Below are 16585 nucleotides of genomic sequence, written 5' to 3' on the forward strand. Positions count from 1 at the left end.
TCACCGCAACCGTCGCCATGCGCGCAGCATAGGAAAACTTCCCCGCCCGCGAAACCTTCCCGTCCCCTTGCCCGCCCTACCCGCTGCCGGCCAGCTCGTGGAGCGCCACCCGCACCTCCGCAGCCCGCTCGATTGCCTCCTCCGGCGTCTCCTGCACCGTAATCAAATTCACATGGCGAGCGCCCCGCTCCACATACCGCCACACGAACTCCGCCACCTCGCGGGCCGTCCCGAACGGCGTGTACCGCTCGAAACGCTCGAAAGGAAGCCGGTACGTCGCCTCCATACCCCGCGCCACCAACACCCGCGCCCTCGCCCGGTCCTGCTCCACACTCGTCCAGAACTGCATCCCCGGCTCCACCGCCGCCCGCTCCCGTCCCGCCTCGCCGGCGAACTCCGCGATCCGCGCCACCGCCTCCGCGAACCGCTCCGGCGAAAGCCAGATACCCGTGTAGCCATCCCCCAGCCGCCCCGCCCGCCGCAACGCCGCCTCGCTCCGCCCACCCACGAAAATCGGCACCGGCCGAAACGGCTTCGGGTAGACCGTCACCTCCTCCAGCGTAAAGTGCCGCCCCCGGAAACTCACCCCATCCTCCGTCCAGAGCCGCTTCAGAATCATCATCGCCTCGTTCGCCCGGGCCCCCCGCGTCCGCGGATCCACCCCACAGCTCCAAAACTCGTGCGGGTCCTCCCCACCCACACCGATCCCCAAGGTGAACCGTCCCAAGCTCAGCTGATCCAGCTGCGCCACCTGCAGCGCCACCGGCACCGGGTGGCGCAGCGGCAACAGATAAACCGCCGTCTTCAGCTCGATCCGCTCCGTCACCGCCGCCGCCGCCGTCAGCGTCACCAGCCCATCGTTCCCAAAACCGTAAAACGTCACATGATCACCCGCCACCAGCCCGTCCAGCCCCAGCGCCTCCGCCCGTCGGGCCGCGTCCAACACCATCCCGCCGGTCGTCCCCGTGCGAACATCCCACCCGCGCAGCATCACCGAAACATGCGGAGCCCTCATCGCCCCCCATCTTAGGTCCCCTCCGCACTTTTCGCGTTCACCCGCGTCTGGGATAGTCCGTTCCAACCATCACCGCCCGGAGCACCCATGTCCCACGGTCCAGCCCGCCAGCCCATGATCTTCGACCGCGCCTTCCTCACCGACGCCGAAGGCGTCACCGAGCTCATCTTCGTCCGCCACGGCGAACAAGATATCCCCGATCCCCGCTCCGGACCCGTCGGCGACACCATCGACCCGCCCCTCAGCGAGCGCGGCCGTCAGCAGGCCGAAGCCGTCGCCGCCCGGCTCAGCGCCGACCGCGTCGACGTCGTCTACGCCAGCCCCCTCCAGCGCGCCCACGAAACAGCCCGCGCCATCGCCCGCCACCACCGCCTCGAGCCCATCGTCGTTCACGACCTCCGAGAAGTCGAAATCTTCCGCGACATCCCCCCCGAACGATCCGCCGTCGAATTCCTCGGCCGCGACCTCCTCCAGGGCATCCGCGAGCGCATGCTCCGCGAACGCAAATGGGACGTCTATCCCTACTCCGAATCCTCCTTCGAATTCCGCAAACGCACCGTCAATGCCGTCGAAGCCATCATCGCCGGAAACCTAAGCAAACGCGTCGTCATCGCCTGCCACGGCGGCGTCATCAACGCCTACATCGGCCACATCATCGGCAGCCCCTACGACATGTTCTTCCGGCCGGCCCACGCCTCCATCTCCATCGTCTTCGCCGGCGATGGCATCCGCGCCCTCCAGTCCCTCAACGACGTCCACCACCTCCGCACCGGCGAGTGGAACCTCGTCTCCCATTGAGAGCGCCGGCACCAAAGCCCGACCACAGCTAGAATCGCCCCACAACCGCACCCGAACCCCAGCCTCGGAGGTATCCCCATGCCCATCGCCGATTTCTCCCTCGCCGGCAAAGTCGCCATCGTCACCGGCGGAAGCCGCGGCATCGGCCGCTCCATCGCCATCGCCCTCGCCGAAGCCGGCGCCGACGTCTGCGTCGCCGCCCGCAAGCCCGAATCCCTCGAAGAAACCGTCGCCGCCATCCGAGCCACAGGCCGCCGGGGCATCGCCGTCCCCACCAACGTCCGCGACATGGCCGCCCTCGAAAACCTCGTCGCCGAAACCAAGCGCCAGCTCGGCCGCATCGACATCCTCGTCAACAACGCCGCCACCAACCCCGTCTTCGGCCCCATCGCCAACCTCGACGAACGCGCCTGGGACACCGTCATGAACACCAACGTCAAGTCCGTCTTCTTCCTCAGCAAACTCGTCCGCCAGGCCATCCTCGAGCACGGCCAGGGCGGCTCCATCATCAACGTCAGCTCCACCGGCGGATTCCGCGCCTCCACCGGCCTCGGCGCCTACTCCATCTCCAAAGCCGCCATCGTCATGCTCACCCAAGTCTGCGCCAAGGAATGGGGAGCCGATGGCATCCGCGTCAACTGCATCGCCCCCGGCCTCATCCGCACCGAATTCTCCCGCGCCCTCTGGGAAAACGAAGCCATCCTCAAAAACTCCGTCCAAACATCCGCCCTCAAACGCATCGGCGAACCCGACGAAATGGCAGGAGCCGTCGTCTACTTCGCCAGCCCAGCCAGCTCCTTCACCACCGGCCAGACCCTCATCCTCGACGGTGGCGCCCTCGCCTGAACCATGACCGACATGCTCGTCCGGCTCTACGACCTCCCGCCGGTCCAGCCCCACCTCGCAGCCCTCGCCGCACGCGGTATCACCTGCCGGCGGCCCGAATCCTACGAACGCACCGCCGTGCTCGCCTTCGTCGCCGCCGAATTCCCCGGCTGGGTCGACGAAACCACCATCGCCCTCGCTCGCGTACCAGCCACCTGCTTCGTCGCCATCGAAGACCAGCGCATCCTCGGCTTCGCCTGCTACCACGCCACCCGACCCGGCTTCTTCGGCCCCACCGGAGTCACCCGCCCATCCCGCCGCCTCGGGATCGGCGCCGCCCTCCTCCTCTCCACCCTCCACGCCATGGCCGCCGAAGGCTACGCCTACGCCATCATCGGCTCCGTCGGCCCAGCCGACTTCTACCAACGCGTCGTCGGTGCCATCCCCATCCCCGGCAGCCAGCCCGGCATCTTCGGCAATCGCATCGATCAGCCAGCTCCGTAGCCCCCCGGGGTCAACCCGGTAAACGCCAGTTACAGCACCTTTAACGTTCGCCACAAAGCGCTAACGCCCCGTCGCCAACGTTCCGACACTTCCGGAGAGGTCGATAACCAAGGAGCGAACCGAGCCGGTGTCCATCAGCCCCCTCACCGCCACCGCCACCGCCGCCGCCACCCGACGCATCGTCCGGCGCGTCCTCGAAACCGGCGCCATCCGCACCCACTGCCAACCGATCGCGTCGCTCACCACCGGCGATATCCTCGGCTACGAAGCCCTCACCCGCCCCGACGCACCCGCACCCCTCGATAACCCCCAAGAATTCCTCGCCGCCGCCAGCAGCTGCAACCTCCTCGAACAAGTCGACCACAGCTGGCGCATCTCCGCCGTCGCGCGCCTCGGCCCCCTCCTCGGCTCCGAACAAGCCCTCTTCCTCAACTGCACACCCACCGCCCTCACCAGCGGCCAGCTCTCCCCAGCCCTGTTCCAAGCCCTCGTCCGGCGCCACGGCCTCCAGCCCGAACGAGTCGTCCTCGAAATCACCGAAGAACGCGCCATCGAAGACTTCGAACACATGCGCCGCGTCGTCAGCGGCTTCCGCTCCAGCGGATTCCTCTTCGCCATCGACGACGCCGGCGCAGGCCCCTCCAGCCTCCAATCCATCGTCGAACTGCGGCCCGACTTCATCAAACTCGACCGCTGGCTCGCCCGCGACATCGAATTCGACCGCGGACGCCGATCCATGGTCGAGGCCATCTGCACCTTCGCCCGCCAAGTCGGAGCCCGCGTCATCGCCGAAGGCATCGAAACGCGCGACCAGCTCACCGCCTTCATCGAACTCGGCGCCGATTACGGCCAAGGCTATTACCTCGGCCGCCCAGCACCCACCCCAGAGGCCATCTCCCCCGAAGGCCGGCTCGCCATCCATCGCGCCAACCGCCTCCGCCGCACCGCACCCGTCGTCTCCCGCGTCGGCGACCTCGTCACCATCACCCCCACCGTCAGCGTCCTCACACCCGGCTCGGCCGTCATGCAACAATTCACCAACAACCGCCACCTCGAAGCCGTCATCGTCCTCGATGGCCGGCGCGTCCAAGGCATCATCACCCGCGGTCGCATCTTCGAGCGAATGTCCGGCCAATTCGGCCTCCCCCTCAACGGCCGGCGCCCCGCCGCCGAACTTTGCGCCCCCGCCACCATCGTCGATTCCGCCCACTCCCCCCGGACCGCCGCCCGCGCCGCCCTCGAACGCCCCAGCCCCTTCCAACAAGACCCCCTCGTCGTCCTCGAAGAAGGCACCTGCGCCGGCATCGTTCGCATCCACGAACTCCTCCAGGCCGTCCTCGCCGAAGAAGTCGCCGAAGCCCGCAACCTCAACCCCCTCACCGGACTCCCCGGCAACCCCCGCATCCGCGAACACCTCGAACGCCTCCGCCAGAGCCCCGAAGCCTGGTACCTCCTCTACGCCGACCTCGACCAATTCAAAAAATTCAACGACAGCCACGGCTTCGCCCACGGCGACACCGCCATCCTCGCCCTCGCCCGCATCCTCACCGAAGCCGCGGCCGTCGCCCGCCACGACCTCTTCGTCGGCCACGTCGGCGGCGACGACTTCATCCTCACCGTCCACGCCGACGACCTCGACGCCTTCCACGCAGCCTGCCACCGCGCACTCCAACAGCCCCACTGGTTCGACCCCGAACGAAAGCTCCCACCCGATGCCAGCCTCACCGTCTCCATCGCCGGCTGCCCCTTCGCCCGGATCGCCCACCTCGACTACGAAGATCTCGCCGCCACCATCGCCCAGGCCAAGCGCCTCGTCAAACACGCCGGCGGCAACGGCTTCGACATCTTCGAAAACCTCACCCCTACCCAGCACAACGCCGAAGCCGCCTAGCCCGCCACTCGCCCCCAAGCCGAACCGGTCGTAGAATCCGTTCGAGTCCGAACCGGCCCCGCCCTGGCCCCCACCGGACCCTACCTGAACCGACGGAGACAGCATGACCGCCGCCCCTACCACCCCCGGGCGCCTCGAGCGCCGCAAAGCCCGAACCCGCGCCGCCATCCTCCAGGCCGCCAGCACACTCTTCCACCAGCACGGCTTCGAAGACACCTCCATCCAGCAGATCGCCGAGCGCGCCGATACCGGCGTCGGCACCCTCTACGGCTACTTCCCCTCCAAAGAAGCCCTCCTCCGCGAAGTCCTCCGGACCTCGCGCGACGAAGCCGTCGCCCGCTACCGCGCCGCCGTCGCCGGCGAAACCCCCACCATCGAGCGCGTCTGCACCGCCCTCACCTCCATCGCCGAATACCTCCAGGCCAACCGTCGCCTCCTCGCCTCCGTCTTCCGCGTCGCCGCCCGCAGCCACTCGTTCGACGACGAATACGCCGATTGGCTCCAACGTAGCTTCACCGAACTCATCCAGTCCGGCATCCAAACCGGCGAGTTCCATCCCGTCCCCGCCGACGCCGCCGCCCGCATGCTCATCACCACCGTCATGACCGCCACCCTCGGCATCGGCGCATGGGCCGGTCGGGCTGGCGACCCCAACGTCCTCGGCGAAATCCACCAACTCGCACGCGCCCTGCTCACCCGCTGACCATTCGACCCCCAGCACAAGAGCGGCGCGGCGGCACATCCCCGGAATGGGGGACCGGGGCGTCTCACCTGCCGCCGCGCCGCGGCCGTCGGGACACCACAGAAGCCCCGGCAGCACCGCCAAGCCTGCGCTTCGCCCACCCCAACTGCCACGGACCATCGTTCCCCTTCTCCCTGCCCCATCGGACCCGACCCCTACCGTCAGCCCACTACCCGCCCCCCGGGGCCAACCCTGCTACCATCACAACCAACCTCCCAGCTGGAGCCCGCCGCGTGACTACCACCGCCGGACCCGACCAGGCCCGCATCCGCGCCGCCGTCATCCAACTCCTCGAAGCCATCGGCGATGACCCCACCCGCGACGGCCTGCGCGATACCCCCCGCCGCATCGCCGAAATGTACGCCGAAATCTTCGAAGGCCTCTTCTACGACCCTCGCGAACACCTCCGCGTCGGCTTCGAAGTCGCCCACGACGAAATGGTCATCCTCCGCAACATCCCCTTCTACTCCATGTGCGAACACCACTTCCTCCCCTTCCACGGCGAAGCCCACGTCGGCTACATCCCCGATGGCCGCGTCGTCGGCATCTCCAAGCTCGCCCGCGTCGTCGAAGGCTACGCCCGCCGCCCCCAAATCCAAGAACAGCTCACCAGCCAGATCGCAGAAGCCATCCAGGAAGTCCTCCAGCCCGATGGCGTCGCCGTCGTCATCGAAGCCGAACACCTCTGCATGACCATGCGCGGCGTCAAGAAACCAGGCTCCCGAATGGTCACCAGCGCCATGCGCGGCGACTTCAAACACTCACACGTCACCCGCGCCGAATTCCTCTCCCTCGTCCACGGCCACCACTGACCATCAGCCTGCCCGAACCTCGTTCCGCAAAACGCCCGCCCCGGTCACCTCCACCTCCACCACATCCCCCGGGTGAATCTCCGGCGGGCTACCCGGCGTGCCCGTGAAGATCACATCCCCCGGAACCAGCGTCATCACCGCGCTCACGAACCGCACGATCTCCGGAATATCCCGGATCAGCTCCGTCGAACGCCCCCGTTGCACCTCCCGCCCGTTCAGCCGCGTCACCACCTCCAGCTCGTCATGCCGCAGCCCCGTCACGATCGCCGGCCCGAAAACACCGAACGTATCGCTCCCCTTCGCCCGCCACCACTGACCATCCTGCTGTTGCCACACCCGCGCCGAGACATCGTTCCCCGCCGTGAAACCAAAAATCGCCGCTTCCGCCTCCTCCCGCGTCGCCCCCTTCACCCGCCGTCCGATCACGATCACAATCTCCCCCTCCGGATCCACCCGGCCGCAGCCCGGGGGCAACACAATCGCATCCCCCGGCCCCGCAACACTCGAAAGCGGCTTGAAAAACAGCGTCGGCGGATCCGGCACAGGCCGCCCCTGCAAATGACTCCCATAGTTCAGCCCCACGCAGACAATGCTCCGCGGAACGCAAGGCGGAAGCAGACGCAGCGAAGCCAGCGGCAACACCTCACCCGTCGCCCGCGTCTCCTCCCAGAACGGCTCCTCCACCACCCGCACCATCCCATCCTCCAGCACCCCCGCACCCCGCCGACCGTCCGCCCGTTCGAACCTCACATAGAGCGCCATGCCCACATCCTCCTGACTCGGCGGTCATCCTCACTCGACAGCGCCCCACCCGCAACCCCAAACTGAAGCCCGCCCTGGAAATCCACCCACGGAGTTCCACATGCCCGCCAAAATGACCATCGACGAAATCCACGCCTTCCTCGACTCCCGCCCCGGCTGGATCGCCCTCTCCACCATCGCCCCCTCCGGCCATCCCCACACCGTCCCCATCGGCTACTTTCGCCTCGGCCAAAAAATCTACATGGGCTGCCGCAAAGGCACCCAAAAAACGAAAAACGTCCAACGCAACCCCCTCGTCTCCCTCATGCTCGAAACCGGTACCACCATGCAGGACATCAAAGGAGTCTGCATCCAGGGCACCGGTCGCGTCATCACCGACCCCTCCGAAGCCCTCCATCTCCGCCGCGAGGCCATGCGCCGCCGCGGCGTCCCCGAAGACCAGCTTCCCACCGAGGTCGGCCCCGAGACCGCCTACATCGAAGTGACGCCTACCCGGTACATCTCCTGGGACTACAGCAAAACCTAGCCACGGGACCCCCGCCCAACCCCCAAATCCCACCGCAGGAGCCAACCATGCAGGCCGCAACCCCCGCCCAACCCACACCCATCGCCTGGTACCTCTCCCCCTGGAAGCGCTACGTCCTCTTCGAAGGCCGCTCCAGCCGCCCCGAGTTCTGGTGGTTCACCCTCGGGCAATTCATCATCGGCGTCGTCCTCTCCACCCTCGGCCAAGCCTCCGGCTTCTTCGATGCACTCTCCTTCCTCTTCTTCCTCGGCGCACTCCTCCCATCGATCGCCGTCACCGCACGGAGGCTTCACGACATCGGACAGTCCGGCTGGCTCCAGCTCATCGGCCTCATCCCCATCCTCGGCTGGATCGCCCTCATCGTCCTCTGCGCCCAGCCCACCAAACCCGGGCCCAACCAGTACGGAGAAGCGCCCCTCCCGCCCGCACCCTGAGCCTCAGACCAACGCCGAAGCCGGCACCGGCTTCCCGTCCACCAGCTCACCGAGCCAGCGCAACACCGAACTATCCCCATCCAGCGGGTCCGCACGCTCCAAATACCGGCGCCGGTACTCCCGCGCCACCAAGAGTTTCCCGTACCCCTGGCCCATCCGCGCCTCCCGGTCCCCCTCGACCGTCAGCAGCACCGAGCACACCGCCGCCGCCAGCCGGTCGCACATCGCCGCCATCTTCGCCTCCCGCTCGTCCTCGCTCGCCCCGAGGAGCGCTTCGAATCGCCGCCGAACGCCGCCCAGCGCATCGCGCGTAGCCGCCCCTTCGCCACGCCCCACCTCCGTCGTCACCGCGCCCAGCCGCTCCTCCAGCTCCCCGAAGAGCGCCTCGTGCGCGCCATTGCGCATAGCCGCCCGCGCCACATCCAGCGCCACCACATTCTCCGCCCCCTCCCAAATGCTCCCCAAGTGCGCATCGCGCAAAAGGCGTGCGTTCACCCACTCCTCGATATACCCGTTCCCCCCGCGAATATTCATCGCCATCCCCGTCGTCCAGCGCGCCCGCCGGCAGTTCGCATACTTGATGAGCGGCGTCACGATCCGCACCACCAGCTCATCGTGCTCCGAACCCCCGTCCGCCCGGTCCAGCGCCTGCGCCGCGAACAACACGATCGCCAGCGCCGCCTCGCTGTCCAGCACCATCTCGAACAGCTGCTCCCGAACCAGCGGCAACTCGAACAGCGCCCTCCCGAAAGCAGCCCGCCCCCGGGCGTGAACCACCGCCTCCAGCAGCGCCCGGCGCATCAGCGCCGCCGCCCGCATCCCGTTGCTCAGCCGCGAAACATTGATCATCTCCGCCATCTGCCCAAAGCCCCGGTCGATCGCCCCCACCACATACCCCACCGCCCCCTCGAACTCGTACTCCCCCGTCGGCATCGAGCGCGAACCCAGCTTCTCCTTCAGCCTCCGAATCACGTACCGATTCCGCTCACCCCCCTCCAACACCTTCGGCACCAAAAACATCCCCAGTCCCTTCGTCCCTGCCGGTGCCCCCTCCGGCCGCGCCAACGCCAAGTGCACATCCGCACCCGCATTCGAACAGAACCACTTCTCGCCCCAGATCCGCCACTCCCCATCCACGAGCCGCGCCACGCACTCGCTCGCCCCCACATCGCTTCCCCCCGTCCGCTCCGTCAGCAGCTGCGCCGATTGCATCAACTCCCCGAAATCCGTGCTCGTCAGCCGCGGCACATACCGCTCCTGCAGCTCCGCCGAGCCGAACATCCGCAGCACCCGCGCCGCCGAGTCCGTCATCGAAATCGGACAGAACAGCCCGAACTCCGACTGCACGAATACATAACTCAGCGCAAACTTCACCACGTGCGGCACCCGCCCCGGCCATCCCAACACCCCCGCCCGATGCGACATCGCCGCAAACCCAAAGCGCGAAAAGCCCAGCCGCTGCATCTCCACGAATGCCGGGTGATAGACAATCTCGTCGACCCGTCGCCCCAGCCGATCGTGCGTCCGCAGCACCGGCGGATGCGCATCCGCCACCGCAGCCAGCTCGTCCAGCTCGTCGCCAGCGCACCTCCCCACCTCCTCCAGAAGCGGCAACGCCCGCTCCACGTTTGCCGGCTCCGCATACGCCCCGAGCGCCCGCTCCAAATTCGGATCCGCCGTAAAAAAATTCATGCCGCGCGTCGAAGGCATCGCACGGTTCGAAGGTAGGTCCAGCGTCGTCATCCCCCGATAATACCCCCGTGGACCCCGTCGATGCCGCGCGCCATACCTTTCGCAGCAACTTCCACACCGAACCCACCCTCCTCGTCCGCGCACCCGGCCGCGTCAACCTCATCGGCGAACACACCGATTACAACGGCCTGCCCGTCCTCCCCTTCGCCATCGACCGCGCCACCGCCGTCGCCGCCGGCCCCTCCATCGCGCCCGCCCTCGAGGCCGTCTCTACCACCTTCGCGCCCCCGGCCACGCTCCCGCTCGATGCCACCCCAGCCACCGTCCCAGAACCCTGGCACCGGTACCTCGCCGCCGCCATCGCCGTCATCCGCGACCGTCTCGACGGGCGCGGCGCCCGCCTCGCCATCGCCAGCCATATCCCGCCAGCCAGCGGCCTCAGCAGCTCCAGCGCCCTCACCGTCGGTGTCCTCCTCGCGCTCGACACCCTCCACACACTTCGCCTCGCCCCCGACGAACTCGCCGAACTCGCCGCCCGCGCCGAACGCCTCGCCGGCGCCGAAACCGGCGGCATGGACCAGCGCGTCATCGTCTTCGCCCGCCCCGGCGCCCTCCTCCGCATCGACTTCCTCCCGCCGGCAATGCGCCCCCTCCCCCTGCCCGCCGAATGGGCCCTTGTCGTCGCCTCCTCCGGCAGCCCCGCCCCGAAAGGTGGCGCCGCCCGAAACGCCTACAACCAACGCGTCGTCGCCACCCGCATCGCCGCCGTCCTCCTCGCCGACATGCTCGGCGCCCAGCTCGAAGGCACCCCACTCCTCGGGAACGTCGCCGCCATCGACGCAGCACCCCTCCTCGTCGACGAACTCCCCGCTCGCATCTCCGCCCGCAAGGCCGCTGCCATGGCCGGCGTTCCCCTCCAGCCGCTCGTCGCCCTCTCCGCGGGAACCTTCGACCCCGATGCCCCCCTCCCCATCCGCCAATATGCCCGTCACGTCCTCACCGAAGCCGAGCGCGTCGACCTCGCTTGCGCCGCCGTCGAGGCCAACGACCTCGCCGCCCTCGGCGAACTCATGCTCGCCTCCCATACCTCCCTCCGCGACGACTACCGCTGCTCCACCCCTGCCCTCGATACCCTCGTCCACGCCATGACAAGGGCCGGCGCTGCCGGAGCGCGCCTCACCGGCGCCGGCTTCGGAGGATTCGCCATCGCCATCACCCAACACGGCAGCGAGCACGCCATCATCGAAGCCGCCCTGCGCGCCACAGGCGGGCCCGCCTTCCCCGTCATCCCCTCCCAAGGAGCCGCCGTCCTGTGACCACCCACCAGGCCGTCGTCCTCGCCGCCGGGCGCGGAACGCGCCTCGGCACCATCACCGCCCACACCCCCAAACCTCTCCTCGACCTCGCCGGCCGACCCCTCCTCCTCCGCACCCTCGACGCCCTCGCTAGTGCCGGCGTCCGACACGCCATCGTCGTCGTCGGCTACCTCGCCGACCGCATCGCCACCGCCCTCGCAGAAAACCCCATTCCCGGCCTCCGCCTCCAGCTCGTCCACCAGCAAACGCTCGACGGCACCGCGCGGGCCCTCGCCCTCGCCGCGCCCCACCTCCGCCCCGAGCCGTTCTTCGTCACCTGGGGCGACATCTTCGTCGAGCCAGCCAACTACCAACGCCTCGCAGCCGCCATCGCCTCGGCCGATGGCGTCCTGCTCGTCAACCAAGTCGACGACCCCTGGGCAGGCGCCGCCGTCTATGTCGACGCCCACGCGCGCGTCACCCGCATCGTCGAAAAGCCCCCGCCCGGTAGCTCCACCACCCCCTGGAACAACGCCGGACCCGCCATCTACGGCCCCTGGCTCTGGCCATTCCTCCACACCCTCCAACCCTCCCCAAGGGGCGAATACGAACTCCCTCGCGCCGTCGCCGCCGCCATCCAGTCCGGCATCACCATCCGCGCCGTCCCCGTCGAAGGCCCCTGGTTCGATATCGGCACCCCCGAATCCCTCGCCGCCGCCCGCCGCTACGCCCAATCCCAAGCCCGCGGTATCGTTCACCCATGACCGACCTCCCGTGGGACCTCTGGCTCACCCCCGGCGACCCCCCGACAGGCCTCGATATCGCCTTCACCTTCGATCCAACCACCAGCGAACTCACCATCCAGCTCACCAACCATACCGACCGACCGGCCACCCCCCGCGAAGTCCGGCTCGTCGCACAATGCGACACCCCCGCAGCCCATGGCTGGCTCTGGATCCACGGCCGCTACATGCAGATGGATGCCCTCGTCCGAAACTTCGGAGCGCCGGCCCCCGAAGGCTACGATGGCCGCTTCGCCCGCCCCGGAGACGAATCCATCACCTACATCAGCCGCGACCAGGCCATCATCGCCCTCCCCTATCACCCCGCACCCGCGCTCCTCGCCGCCTGCCTCCAGCCCGACCGCTTCAACTTCGACATCGAAGTCACCCTCGACCAAGCCGAAACCACCGTCACCAGCATCGCCCTCGTCTACGACGTCGACGGGCTCGAAATCGCCCCCGGCGAGACCATCACCCTCCCCCCAATCGCCCTCCGCGAAGGCCACGACCCCCTCGCGCTCATCGAGCAGTACGCCGCCGACGTCGCCGCCCGCATGCACGCCCGAGTCCCCGCCTCCGTTCCCACCGGGTGGTGCTCCTGGTACTACTTCTACAATCGCGTCAGCGAAGCCGACATCCTCGCCAACCTCGAAGCCATGGCACGCGAACGCCATCCCGCCGAGATCGTCCAGATCGACGACGGCTACCAAAGCTACACCGGCGATTGGCTCCTCCCGAACGAAAAATTCCCATCCGGGATGGCAGCGCTTGCCGCACGCATCCGCCAAGCCGGCTATCGGCCCGGCCTTTGGCTTGCCCCCTTCGTCCTCCACGAAGACTCCGCCGCCCTGCGGGAACATCCCGACATGGTCCTCCGCACCCACCAGGGACAGACCCTCTTCGTCCAAACCTGGCTCGGCCGCTGCGCCGTCCTCGATTGCACCAACCCCGAGGCCGAAGCCTGGCTCCGCCAGGTCATCCGCACCATCGTCCACCAATGGGGCTACACCTACCTCAAGCTCGACGCCTGCACCTACGCCGCCCGCCCCGCCTCCACCGTCCGCTACCATCGCCCCGGCACCACCGCCCGCGACAACCTACGCCGCGGGCTCCAAATCATCCGCGAAGAAGCCGGCGACGAAACCTTCCTCCTCGGCTGCACCTGCCATTTCGGCCCCGCCATCGGCATCGTCGATGCCATGCGTGTCGGCCCCGACGTCAAAGAAACCTGGGCCGACGGCCCCAACCCCTCCGTCCGCCACGCCATGCGCCTCACCCTCCAACGCAACTGGATGCACCGCCGCTGGTGGATCGACGACCCGGATTGCCTCATCGTCCGCGATACCGACACCGAGCTCACCGAGCCAGAAGTCCGATTCCTCGCCACCGCCATCGCCCTCAGCGGCGGCATGGTCGTCGCCAGCGACAACCTGCCCAAACTCACCCCCGAGCGACGCGAACTCGCCCTCGCCCTTTTCCCGCCCGCCGGCACCGCCGCCCGACCCCTCCACCCCGGCGACGGCCCCGCCCCCCGCGCCTGGCGCGCCGACCTCGGCGGCGGTCGCTTCCTCGTCGGTGTCCTCAACTGGTCCGACGAAACCGTTTGGATCCCCTGGAGCGAACTCCTCGAACCAGGCGAAGTCGGTTTCGACATCTGGAACCGCCGCCCCCTCCCAATGGGCGATATCCAGCTCCGCCCGCACGAAGGAACCCTCTGGCAAGTGTACGCACCAGCCCGCACCCCACGCCTCGTCGGCGATTCCGGCCACATCGCCTCTGCCGGCCTCTACCAGCGAGCCGTTAGCGGGCGGCTCCAGCTCCGGAACGACCGCCCCTACCCACGCACCGTCGCCGTCCTCCACCGCGGCTACACCCGCGTCGTCGAACTTGCACCGGGCGAAGCGCGCTGGTTCGACTAACCCCCGTACTTCACCCCCAGCTCGTCGAGCGTCAGCACCTTCGCCTCCCGCTTCAGCACCGCATTCGTCACCTCGCCGACCACACAACTGTGATCCCCCAAGTCCACCTCCCCAACCACACGCCCCTCGATATACCCCGGCGCTGCCACGATCACCGGCGCCCCATTCCCCGCCCACTCCGTCTCCTGCCCGTTGATCCGCGAGCCCTCCACCGACGTCGGCTTGAAAAACGCGAACGCAATATCCCCCTGACCGCTCTCCAGGAACGACAGCGCGAACTGCCCCGTCCGCTTCAGTAGCGCATACGCCCCACTATCCTTCTTCACCCCCATCGCCACCAACGGCGGCGAAAACGACGTCTGCGTCACCCAATTGATCGCCGCCGCCGAAACCTCCTCCCCATCACGTACCCCGAGCACATACAAGCCGTACGGAATCATCCGCAGCAACGTCTTCTTCGCAGCCTGCGCCTGCTCGTCCATCGCATACCTCCAGCACCGTCATCTCCCGCGTATCCTACCCAAACCGCGCAGCCACGCGCGCACGAGGTTCCCATGCCAGCTCTCACCCCCGACGAGCGCGACCGCTTCCTCCAGCAGCCCGGCATCCTCTGCCGCATCGCAACCGTCGATGCCCAAGGCGCCCCCCACGTCGCGCCCGTCTGGTTCATCTACGAAGACGGCGCCATCTACATCACCCCTCGCGCAACCTCAGCCTGGCTCGACCACATCCGCCATGAACCACGCGTCGCCCTCACCATCGACGACCAGCAAGCCCCCTACCAAAAAGTCGTCATCGAAGGCATCGCCGAAGTCGTTCGCCAGCCCGGCGACGACGCCGCATGGCGCGACCTCTACCGGCGCATCGCCACCAGATACGTCCCACCCGAGGCCGCCGAACAGTACATCCAGGAGACCATCGACCAGCCCCGCGCACTCATCCGCGTCCCCCTCACCGGCGCCCGCGTCCGAACATGGCGCATGCCACTCCGCGGCGAGCCCTACCGCGGCATCTGGCACCAGCGCTACTACCTCCCCGGCACCAAGCTCGCCAAAGAGAGCAGTCAGCCGCCCCCCGAAGGAAACCAACGATAGCGTCGGAGATCCAGCCGCCCCCCACCATCGAACACCACCCCCTCCTCCTCCAGCAGCCGGCGCTGCAGATCCGCAGCATCAGCCCTCCCGCGAAGGCTAATCCCCCCGGCAGCGTTCACCACCCGCCACCACGGCACCCCCGTATCCAGCGGCAAATACGAAAGCGCATACCCCACCGCGCGCGCCGCCGCCGGAGCCCCCAACTCCAACGCCACCTGTCCGTACGTCATCACCCGCCCCGGAGGGATCGCGCTCACCAGCGCATACACCCGCCCGTAGAATCGAGCCCCCGAACCGTGTGCAGCACCCACGCCCCCAACCGTATCATTCCCCGTCACCATGCAGCCCCAACTCCCGGCGCTCGCCGGCATCCGCGTCATCGCCGCCGGCCAGATCCTCGCAGCACCCTTCTGCGCCACCCTCCTCGCAGAATTCGGCGCCGAAGTCATCAAAATCGAGCCCCCCATCCATGGCGAAGCCAACCGCGGCAACCTCTCCTTCGAACAAGACAACCGCGGCCAAAAATCCATCACCCTCGACCTCGCCCAAGCCGAAGGGCGCGCCATCTTCCGCCGGCTCACCGACACCGCCGATATCCTCATCGAAAACTTCCGGCCTGGCGCCCTCGAAGCCTGGAACCTCGCCCCCGACTCCCTCCGCGAAACGAACCCCGGCCTCATCGTCGTCCGCATCTCCGGCTTCGGCCAAACCGGCCCCTACCGCGACCGCGCCGCCTTCGACCGCGTCGCCCTCGCCTTCTCCGGCATCACCGCCGTCACCGGCTACCCCGATAGACCGCCCGTCCGCCCCGGCTACTTCATCGCCGATTACGGCGCCGGAATCTTCGCCGCCTTCGGCGCACTCGTCGCCCTCCGAGCCCGCGACAATACCGGCCGCGGACAAGACGTCGATGTCGCCCTCTACGAAGCCACCTGGCGCATGAGTGGCACCCACGCCGCAAACTACGCCCTCACCGGCCGCAACCGCCCCCGAAGCGGCAACTACTTCCCAGGCGTCGTCCCCGCCGAACAATTCGAAACCGCCGACGGCCACTACCTCGTCATCAACGCCACCACCCAACGCGCCTTCGAAAAGCTCTGCGCCGCCATCGGTCAGCCCGAACTCACCGCCGACCCACGCTTCACCCCCCGCCAGAACCTCCTCGCCAACCACGAAGCCATCCACGCCATCATCCGCGAATGGGTCGCCCGCCGCACCCTCGCCGAAGCCCAAGAAGCGCTCGACCGCCACGGCGTCCCCGCCTCCAAGGTCTACCAAATCAGCGACATCGTCGCCGATATCCACTACGCAGCCCGCGAACAGATCGTACCCGTCACCTCCACCACCTACGGCGCAATCCTCCAGCCCGGAATCGTCCCCCGCCTCACCGGCACCCCCGGCGCCATCCCCGGCCCCGCCCCCACCCTCGGTGAGCACAACCACGAAATCTACCAGCGGCTCCTCGGCCTCAGCGAAGCCGAAATCTCCGAACTC

At 68.1% G+C, this 16585-nt stretch carries 18 protein-coding genes; 13 read left to right on the forward strand and 5 right to left on the reverse strand.

What is annotated here, in order from left to right; translation table 11 throughout:
• Positions 1-76: 76 nt before the first annotated feature.
• Complete coding sequence (locus VAE53_RS11715; RefSeq protein WP_322819550.1) at positions 77-1015, reverse strand: TIGR03619 family F420-dependent LLM class oxidoreductase; 939 nt, start codon at positions 1013-1015, stop codon at positions 77-79.
• 87 nt (positions 1016-1102) lie between these two features.
• Between VAE53_RS11715 and VAE53_RS11720 the strand changes: the two genes are divergently transcribed.
• The 6 genes from VAE53_RS11720 (at position 1103) to folE (ending at position 6587) form a co-directional block, all read left to right on the forward strand.
• Positions 1103-1813, forward strand: coding sequence for a histidine phosphatase family protein (locus tag VAE53_RS11720; protein WP_322819551.1), 711 nt, complete (start codon positions 1103-1105; stop codon positions 1811-1813).
• Between the two features lie 78 nt (positions 1814-1891).
• The gene (locus tag VAE53_RS11725; protein WP_322819552.1) at positions 1892-2659 is read left to right on the forward strand and encodes an SDR family oxidoreductase; all 768 of its coding nucleotides are present in this window, start codon (positions 1892-1894) and stop codon (positions 2657-2659) included.
• A 12-nt stretch (positions 2660-2671) separates the two neighbouring features.
• Positions 2672-3142 carry a GNAT family N-acetyltransferase gene (locus VAE53_RS11730; RefSeq protein WP_322819553.1) on the forward strand — a complete coding sequence of 157 codons (471 nt, stop codon included), beginning with the start codon at positions 2672-2674 and terminating at the stop codon, positions 3140-3142.
• 127 nt (positions 3143-3269) lie between these two features.
• Complete coding sequence (locus tag VAE53_RS11735) at positions 3270-5033, forward strand: bifunctional diguanylate cyclase/phosphodiesterase (protein ID WP_322819554.1); 1764 nt, start codon at positions 3270-3272, stop codon at positions 5031-5033.
• 103 nt (positions 5034-5136) lie between these two features.
• A complete protein-coding gene (locus VAE53_RS11740; RefSeq protein ID WP_322819555.1) occupies positions 5137-5736 on the forward strand; it encodes a TetR/AcrR family transcriptional regulator in 600 nt (199 codons plus the stop codon).
• 272 nt (positions 5737-6008) lie between these two features.
• Positions 6009-6587 (forward strand): GTP cyclohydrolase I FolE, encoded by a 579-nt coding sequence (gene folE, locus VAE53_RS11745; RefSeq protein ID WP_322819556.1) that lies wholly within the window; start codon positions 6009-6011, stop codon positions 6585-6587.
• 3 nt (positions 6588-6590) lie between these two features.
• Here the strand turns inward: folE and VAE53_RS11750 are convergent, their stop codons facing one another.
• A complete protein-coding gene (locus VAE53_RS11750; RefSeq protein ID WP_322819557.1) occupies positions 6591-7349 on the reverse strand; it encodes a fumarylacetoacetate hydrolase family protein in 759 nt (252 codons plus the stop codon).
• Between the two features lie 100 nt (positions 7350-7449).
• Between VAE53_RS11750 and VAE53_RS11755 the strand changes: the two genes are divergently transcribed.
• A complete protein-coding gene (locus VAE53_RS11755; protein WP_322819558.1) occupies positions 7450-7875 on the forward strand; it encodes a pyridoxamine 5'-phosphate oxidase family protein in 426 nt (141 codons plus the stop codon).
• Positions 7876-7922: 47 nt separating this feature from the next.
• Entirely contained in the window at positions 7923-8309 is a 387-nt protein-coding gene (locus tag VAE53_RS11760) for a DUF805 domain-containing protein (protein WP_322819559.1), read from the forward strand.
• A gap of 3 nt (positions 8310-8312) precedes the next feature.
• Here VAE53_RS11760 and VAE53_RS11765 read toward each other — a convergent pair whose 3' ends face one another.
• Positions 8313-10052 (reverse strand): acyl-CoA dehydrogenase family protein, encoded by a 1740-nt coding sequence (locus VAE53_RS11765; protein ID WP_322819560.1) that lies wholly within the window; start codon positions 10050-10052, stop codon positions 8313-8315.
• A gap of 17 nt (positions 10053-10069) precedes the next feature.
• Here VAE53_RS11765 and VAE53_RS11770 point away from each other — a divergent pair, with 17 nt between their 5' ends.
• Genes VAE53_RS11770 through VAE53_RS11780 form a run of 3 tightly spaced genes read left to right on the forward strand, consistent with a single transcriptional unit; the run spans position 10070 to position 13997 of the window.
• Positions 10070-11317 carry a galactokinase family protein gene (locus tag VAE53_RS11770; RefSeq protein ID WP_322819561.1) on the forward strand — a complete coding sequence of 416 codons (1248 nt, stop codon included), beginning with the start codon at positions 10070-10072 and terminating at the stop codon, positions 11315-11317.
• Positions 11314-12060 (forward strand): nucleotidyltransferase family protein, encoded by a 747-nt coding sequence (locus VAE53_RS11775; RefSeq protein WP_322819562.1) that lies wholly within the window; start codon positions 11314-11316, stop codon positions 12058-12060. Before VAE53_RS11770 ends, VAE53_RS11775 begins: the two co-directional genes overlap by 4 nt.
• Positions 12057-13997 carry an alpha-galactosidase gene (locus VAE53_RS11780; RefSeq protein ID WP_322819563.1) on the forward strand — a complete coding sequence of 647 codons (1941 nt, stop codon included), beginning with the start codon at positions 12057-12059 and terminating at the stop codon, positions 13995-13997. The genes VAE53_RS11775 and VAE53_RS11780 overlap by 4 nt, the downstream gene beginning before the upstream one ends.
• Here the strand turns inward: VAE53_RS11780 and VAE53_RS11785 are convergent.
• A complete protein-coding gene (locus VAE53_RS11785) occupies positions 13994-14479 on the reverse strand; it encodes a flavin reductase family protein (protein WP_322819564.1) in 486 nt (161 codons plus the stop codon). The genes VAE53_RS11780 and VAE53_RS11785 overlap by 4 nt on opposite strands.
• Positions 14480-14551: 72 nt before the next feature.
• Between VAE53_RS11785 and VAE53_RS11790 the strand changes: the two genes are divergently transcribed.
• Complete coding sequence (locus VAE53_RS11790) at positions 14552-15091, forward strand: pyridoxamine 5'-phosphate oxidase family protein (protein WP_322819565.1); 540 nt, start codon at positions 14552-14554, stop codon at positions 15089-15091.
• On the opposite strand, the gene VAE53_RS11795 is transcribed toward VAE53_RS11790, so the two are convergent.
• Entirely contained in the window at positions 15061-15402 is a 342-nt protein-coding gene (locus tag VAE53_RS11795) for a methylated-DNA--[protein]-cysteine S-methyltransferase (RefSeq protein ID WP_322819566.1), read from the reverse strand. The two genes, VAE53_RS11790 and VAE53_RS11795, sit on opposite strands and share 31 nt — an antisense overlap.
• Positions 15403-15430: 28 nt before the next feature.
• Here VAE53_RS11795 and VAE53_RS11800 point away from each other — a divergent pair.
• Positions 15431-16585: CoA transferase (locus VAE53_RS11800; RefSeq protein WP_322819567.1), on the forward strand; the 1155-nt coding region annotated here is incomplete at its 3' end.

The organism is Tepidiforma sp., from assembly GCF_034432735.1.
GTDB lineage: Bacteria > Chloroflexota > Dehalococcoidia > Tepidiformales > Tepidiformaceae > Tepidiforma.

What these genes read in the sequence shown, in the direction of transcription:
- VAE53_RS11780 (WP_322819563.1), top strand. Translation starts at nt 12,057, where the DNA reads ATGACCGACCTCCCGTGGGACCTCTGGCTCACCCCCGGCGACCCCCCG.
- VAE53_RS11720 (WP_322819551.1), top strand. Translation starts at nt 1,103, where the DNA reads ATGTCCCACGGTCCAGCCCGCCAGCCCATGATCTTCGACCGCGCCTTC.
- VAE53_RS11785 (WP_322819564.1), bottom strand. Translation starts at nt 14,479, where the DNA reads ATGGACGAGCAGGCGCAGGCTGCGAAGAAGACGTTGCTGCGGATGATT.
- VAE53_RS11765 (WP_322819560.1), bottom strand. Translation starts at nt 10,052, where the DNA reads ATGACGACGCTGGACCTACCTTCGAACCGTGCGATGCCTTCGACGCGC.
- VAE53_RS11725 (WP_322819552.1), top strand. Translation starts at nt 1,892, where the DNA reads ATGCCCATCGCCGATTTCTCCCTCGCCGGCAAAGTCGCCATCGTCACC.
- VAE53_RS11740 (WP_322819555.1), top strand. Translation starts at nt 5,137, where the DNA reads ATGACCGCCGCCCCTACCACCCCCGGGCGCCTCGAGCGCCGCAAAGCC.
- VAE53_RS11790 (WP_322819565.1), top strand. Translation starts at nt 14,552, where the DNA reads ATGCCAGCTCTCACCCCCGACGAGCGCGACCGCTTCCTCCAGCAGCCC.
- VAE53_RS11760 (WP_322819559.1), top strand. Translation starts at nt 7,923, where the DNA reads ATGCAGGCCGCAACCCCCGCCCAACCCACACCCATCGCCTGGTACCTC.
- VAE53_RS11755 (WP_322819558.1), top strand. Translation starts at nt 7,450, where the DNA reads ATGCCCGCCAAAATGACCATCGACGAAATCCACGCCTTCCTCGACTCC.
- VAE53_RS11750 (WP_322819557.1), bottom strand. Translation starts at nt 7,349, where the DNA reads ATGGCGCTCTATGTGAGGTTCGAACGGGCGGACGGTCGGCGGGGTGCG.
- VAE53_RS11715 (WP_322819550.1), bottom strand. Translation starts at nt 1,015, where the DNA reads ATGAGGGCTCCGCATGTTTCGGTGATGCTGCGCGGGTGGGATGTTCGC.
- VAE53_RS11730 (WP_322819553.1), top strand. Translation starts at nt 2,672, where the DNA reads ATGCTCGTCCGGCTCTACGACCTCCCGCCGGTCCAGCCCCACCTCGCA.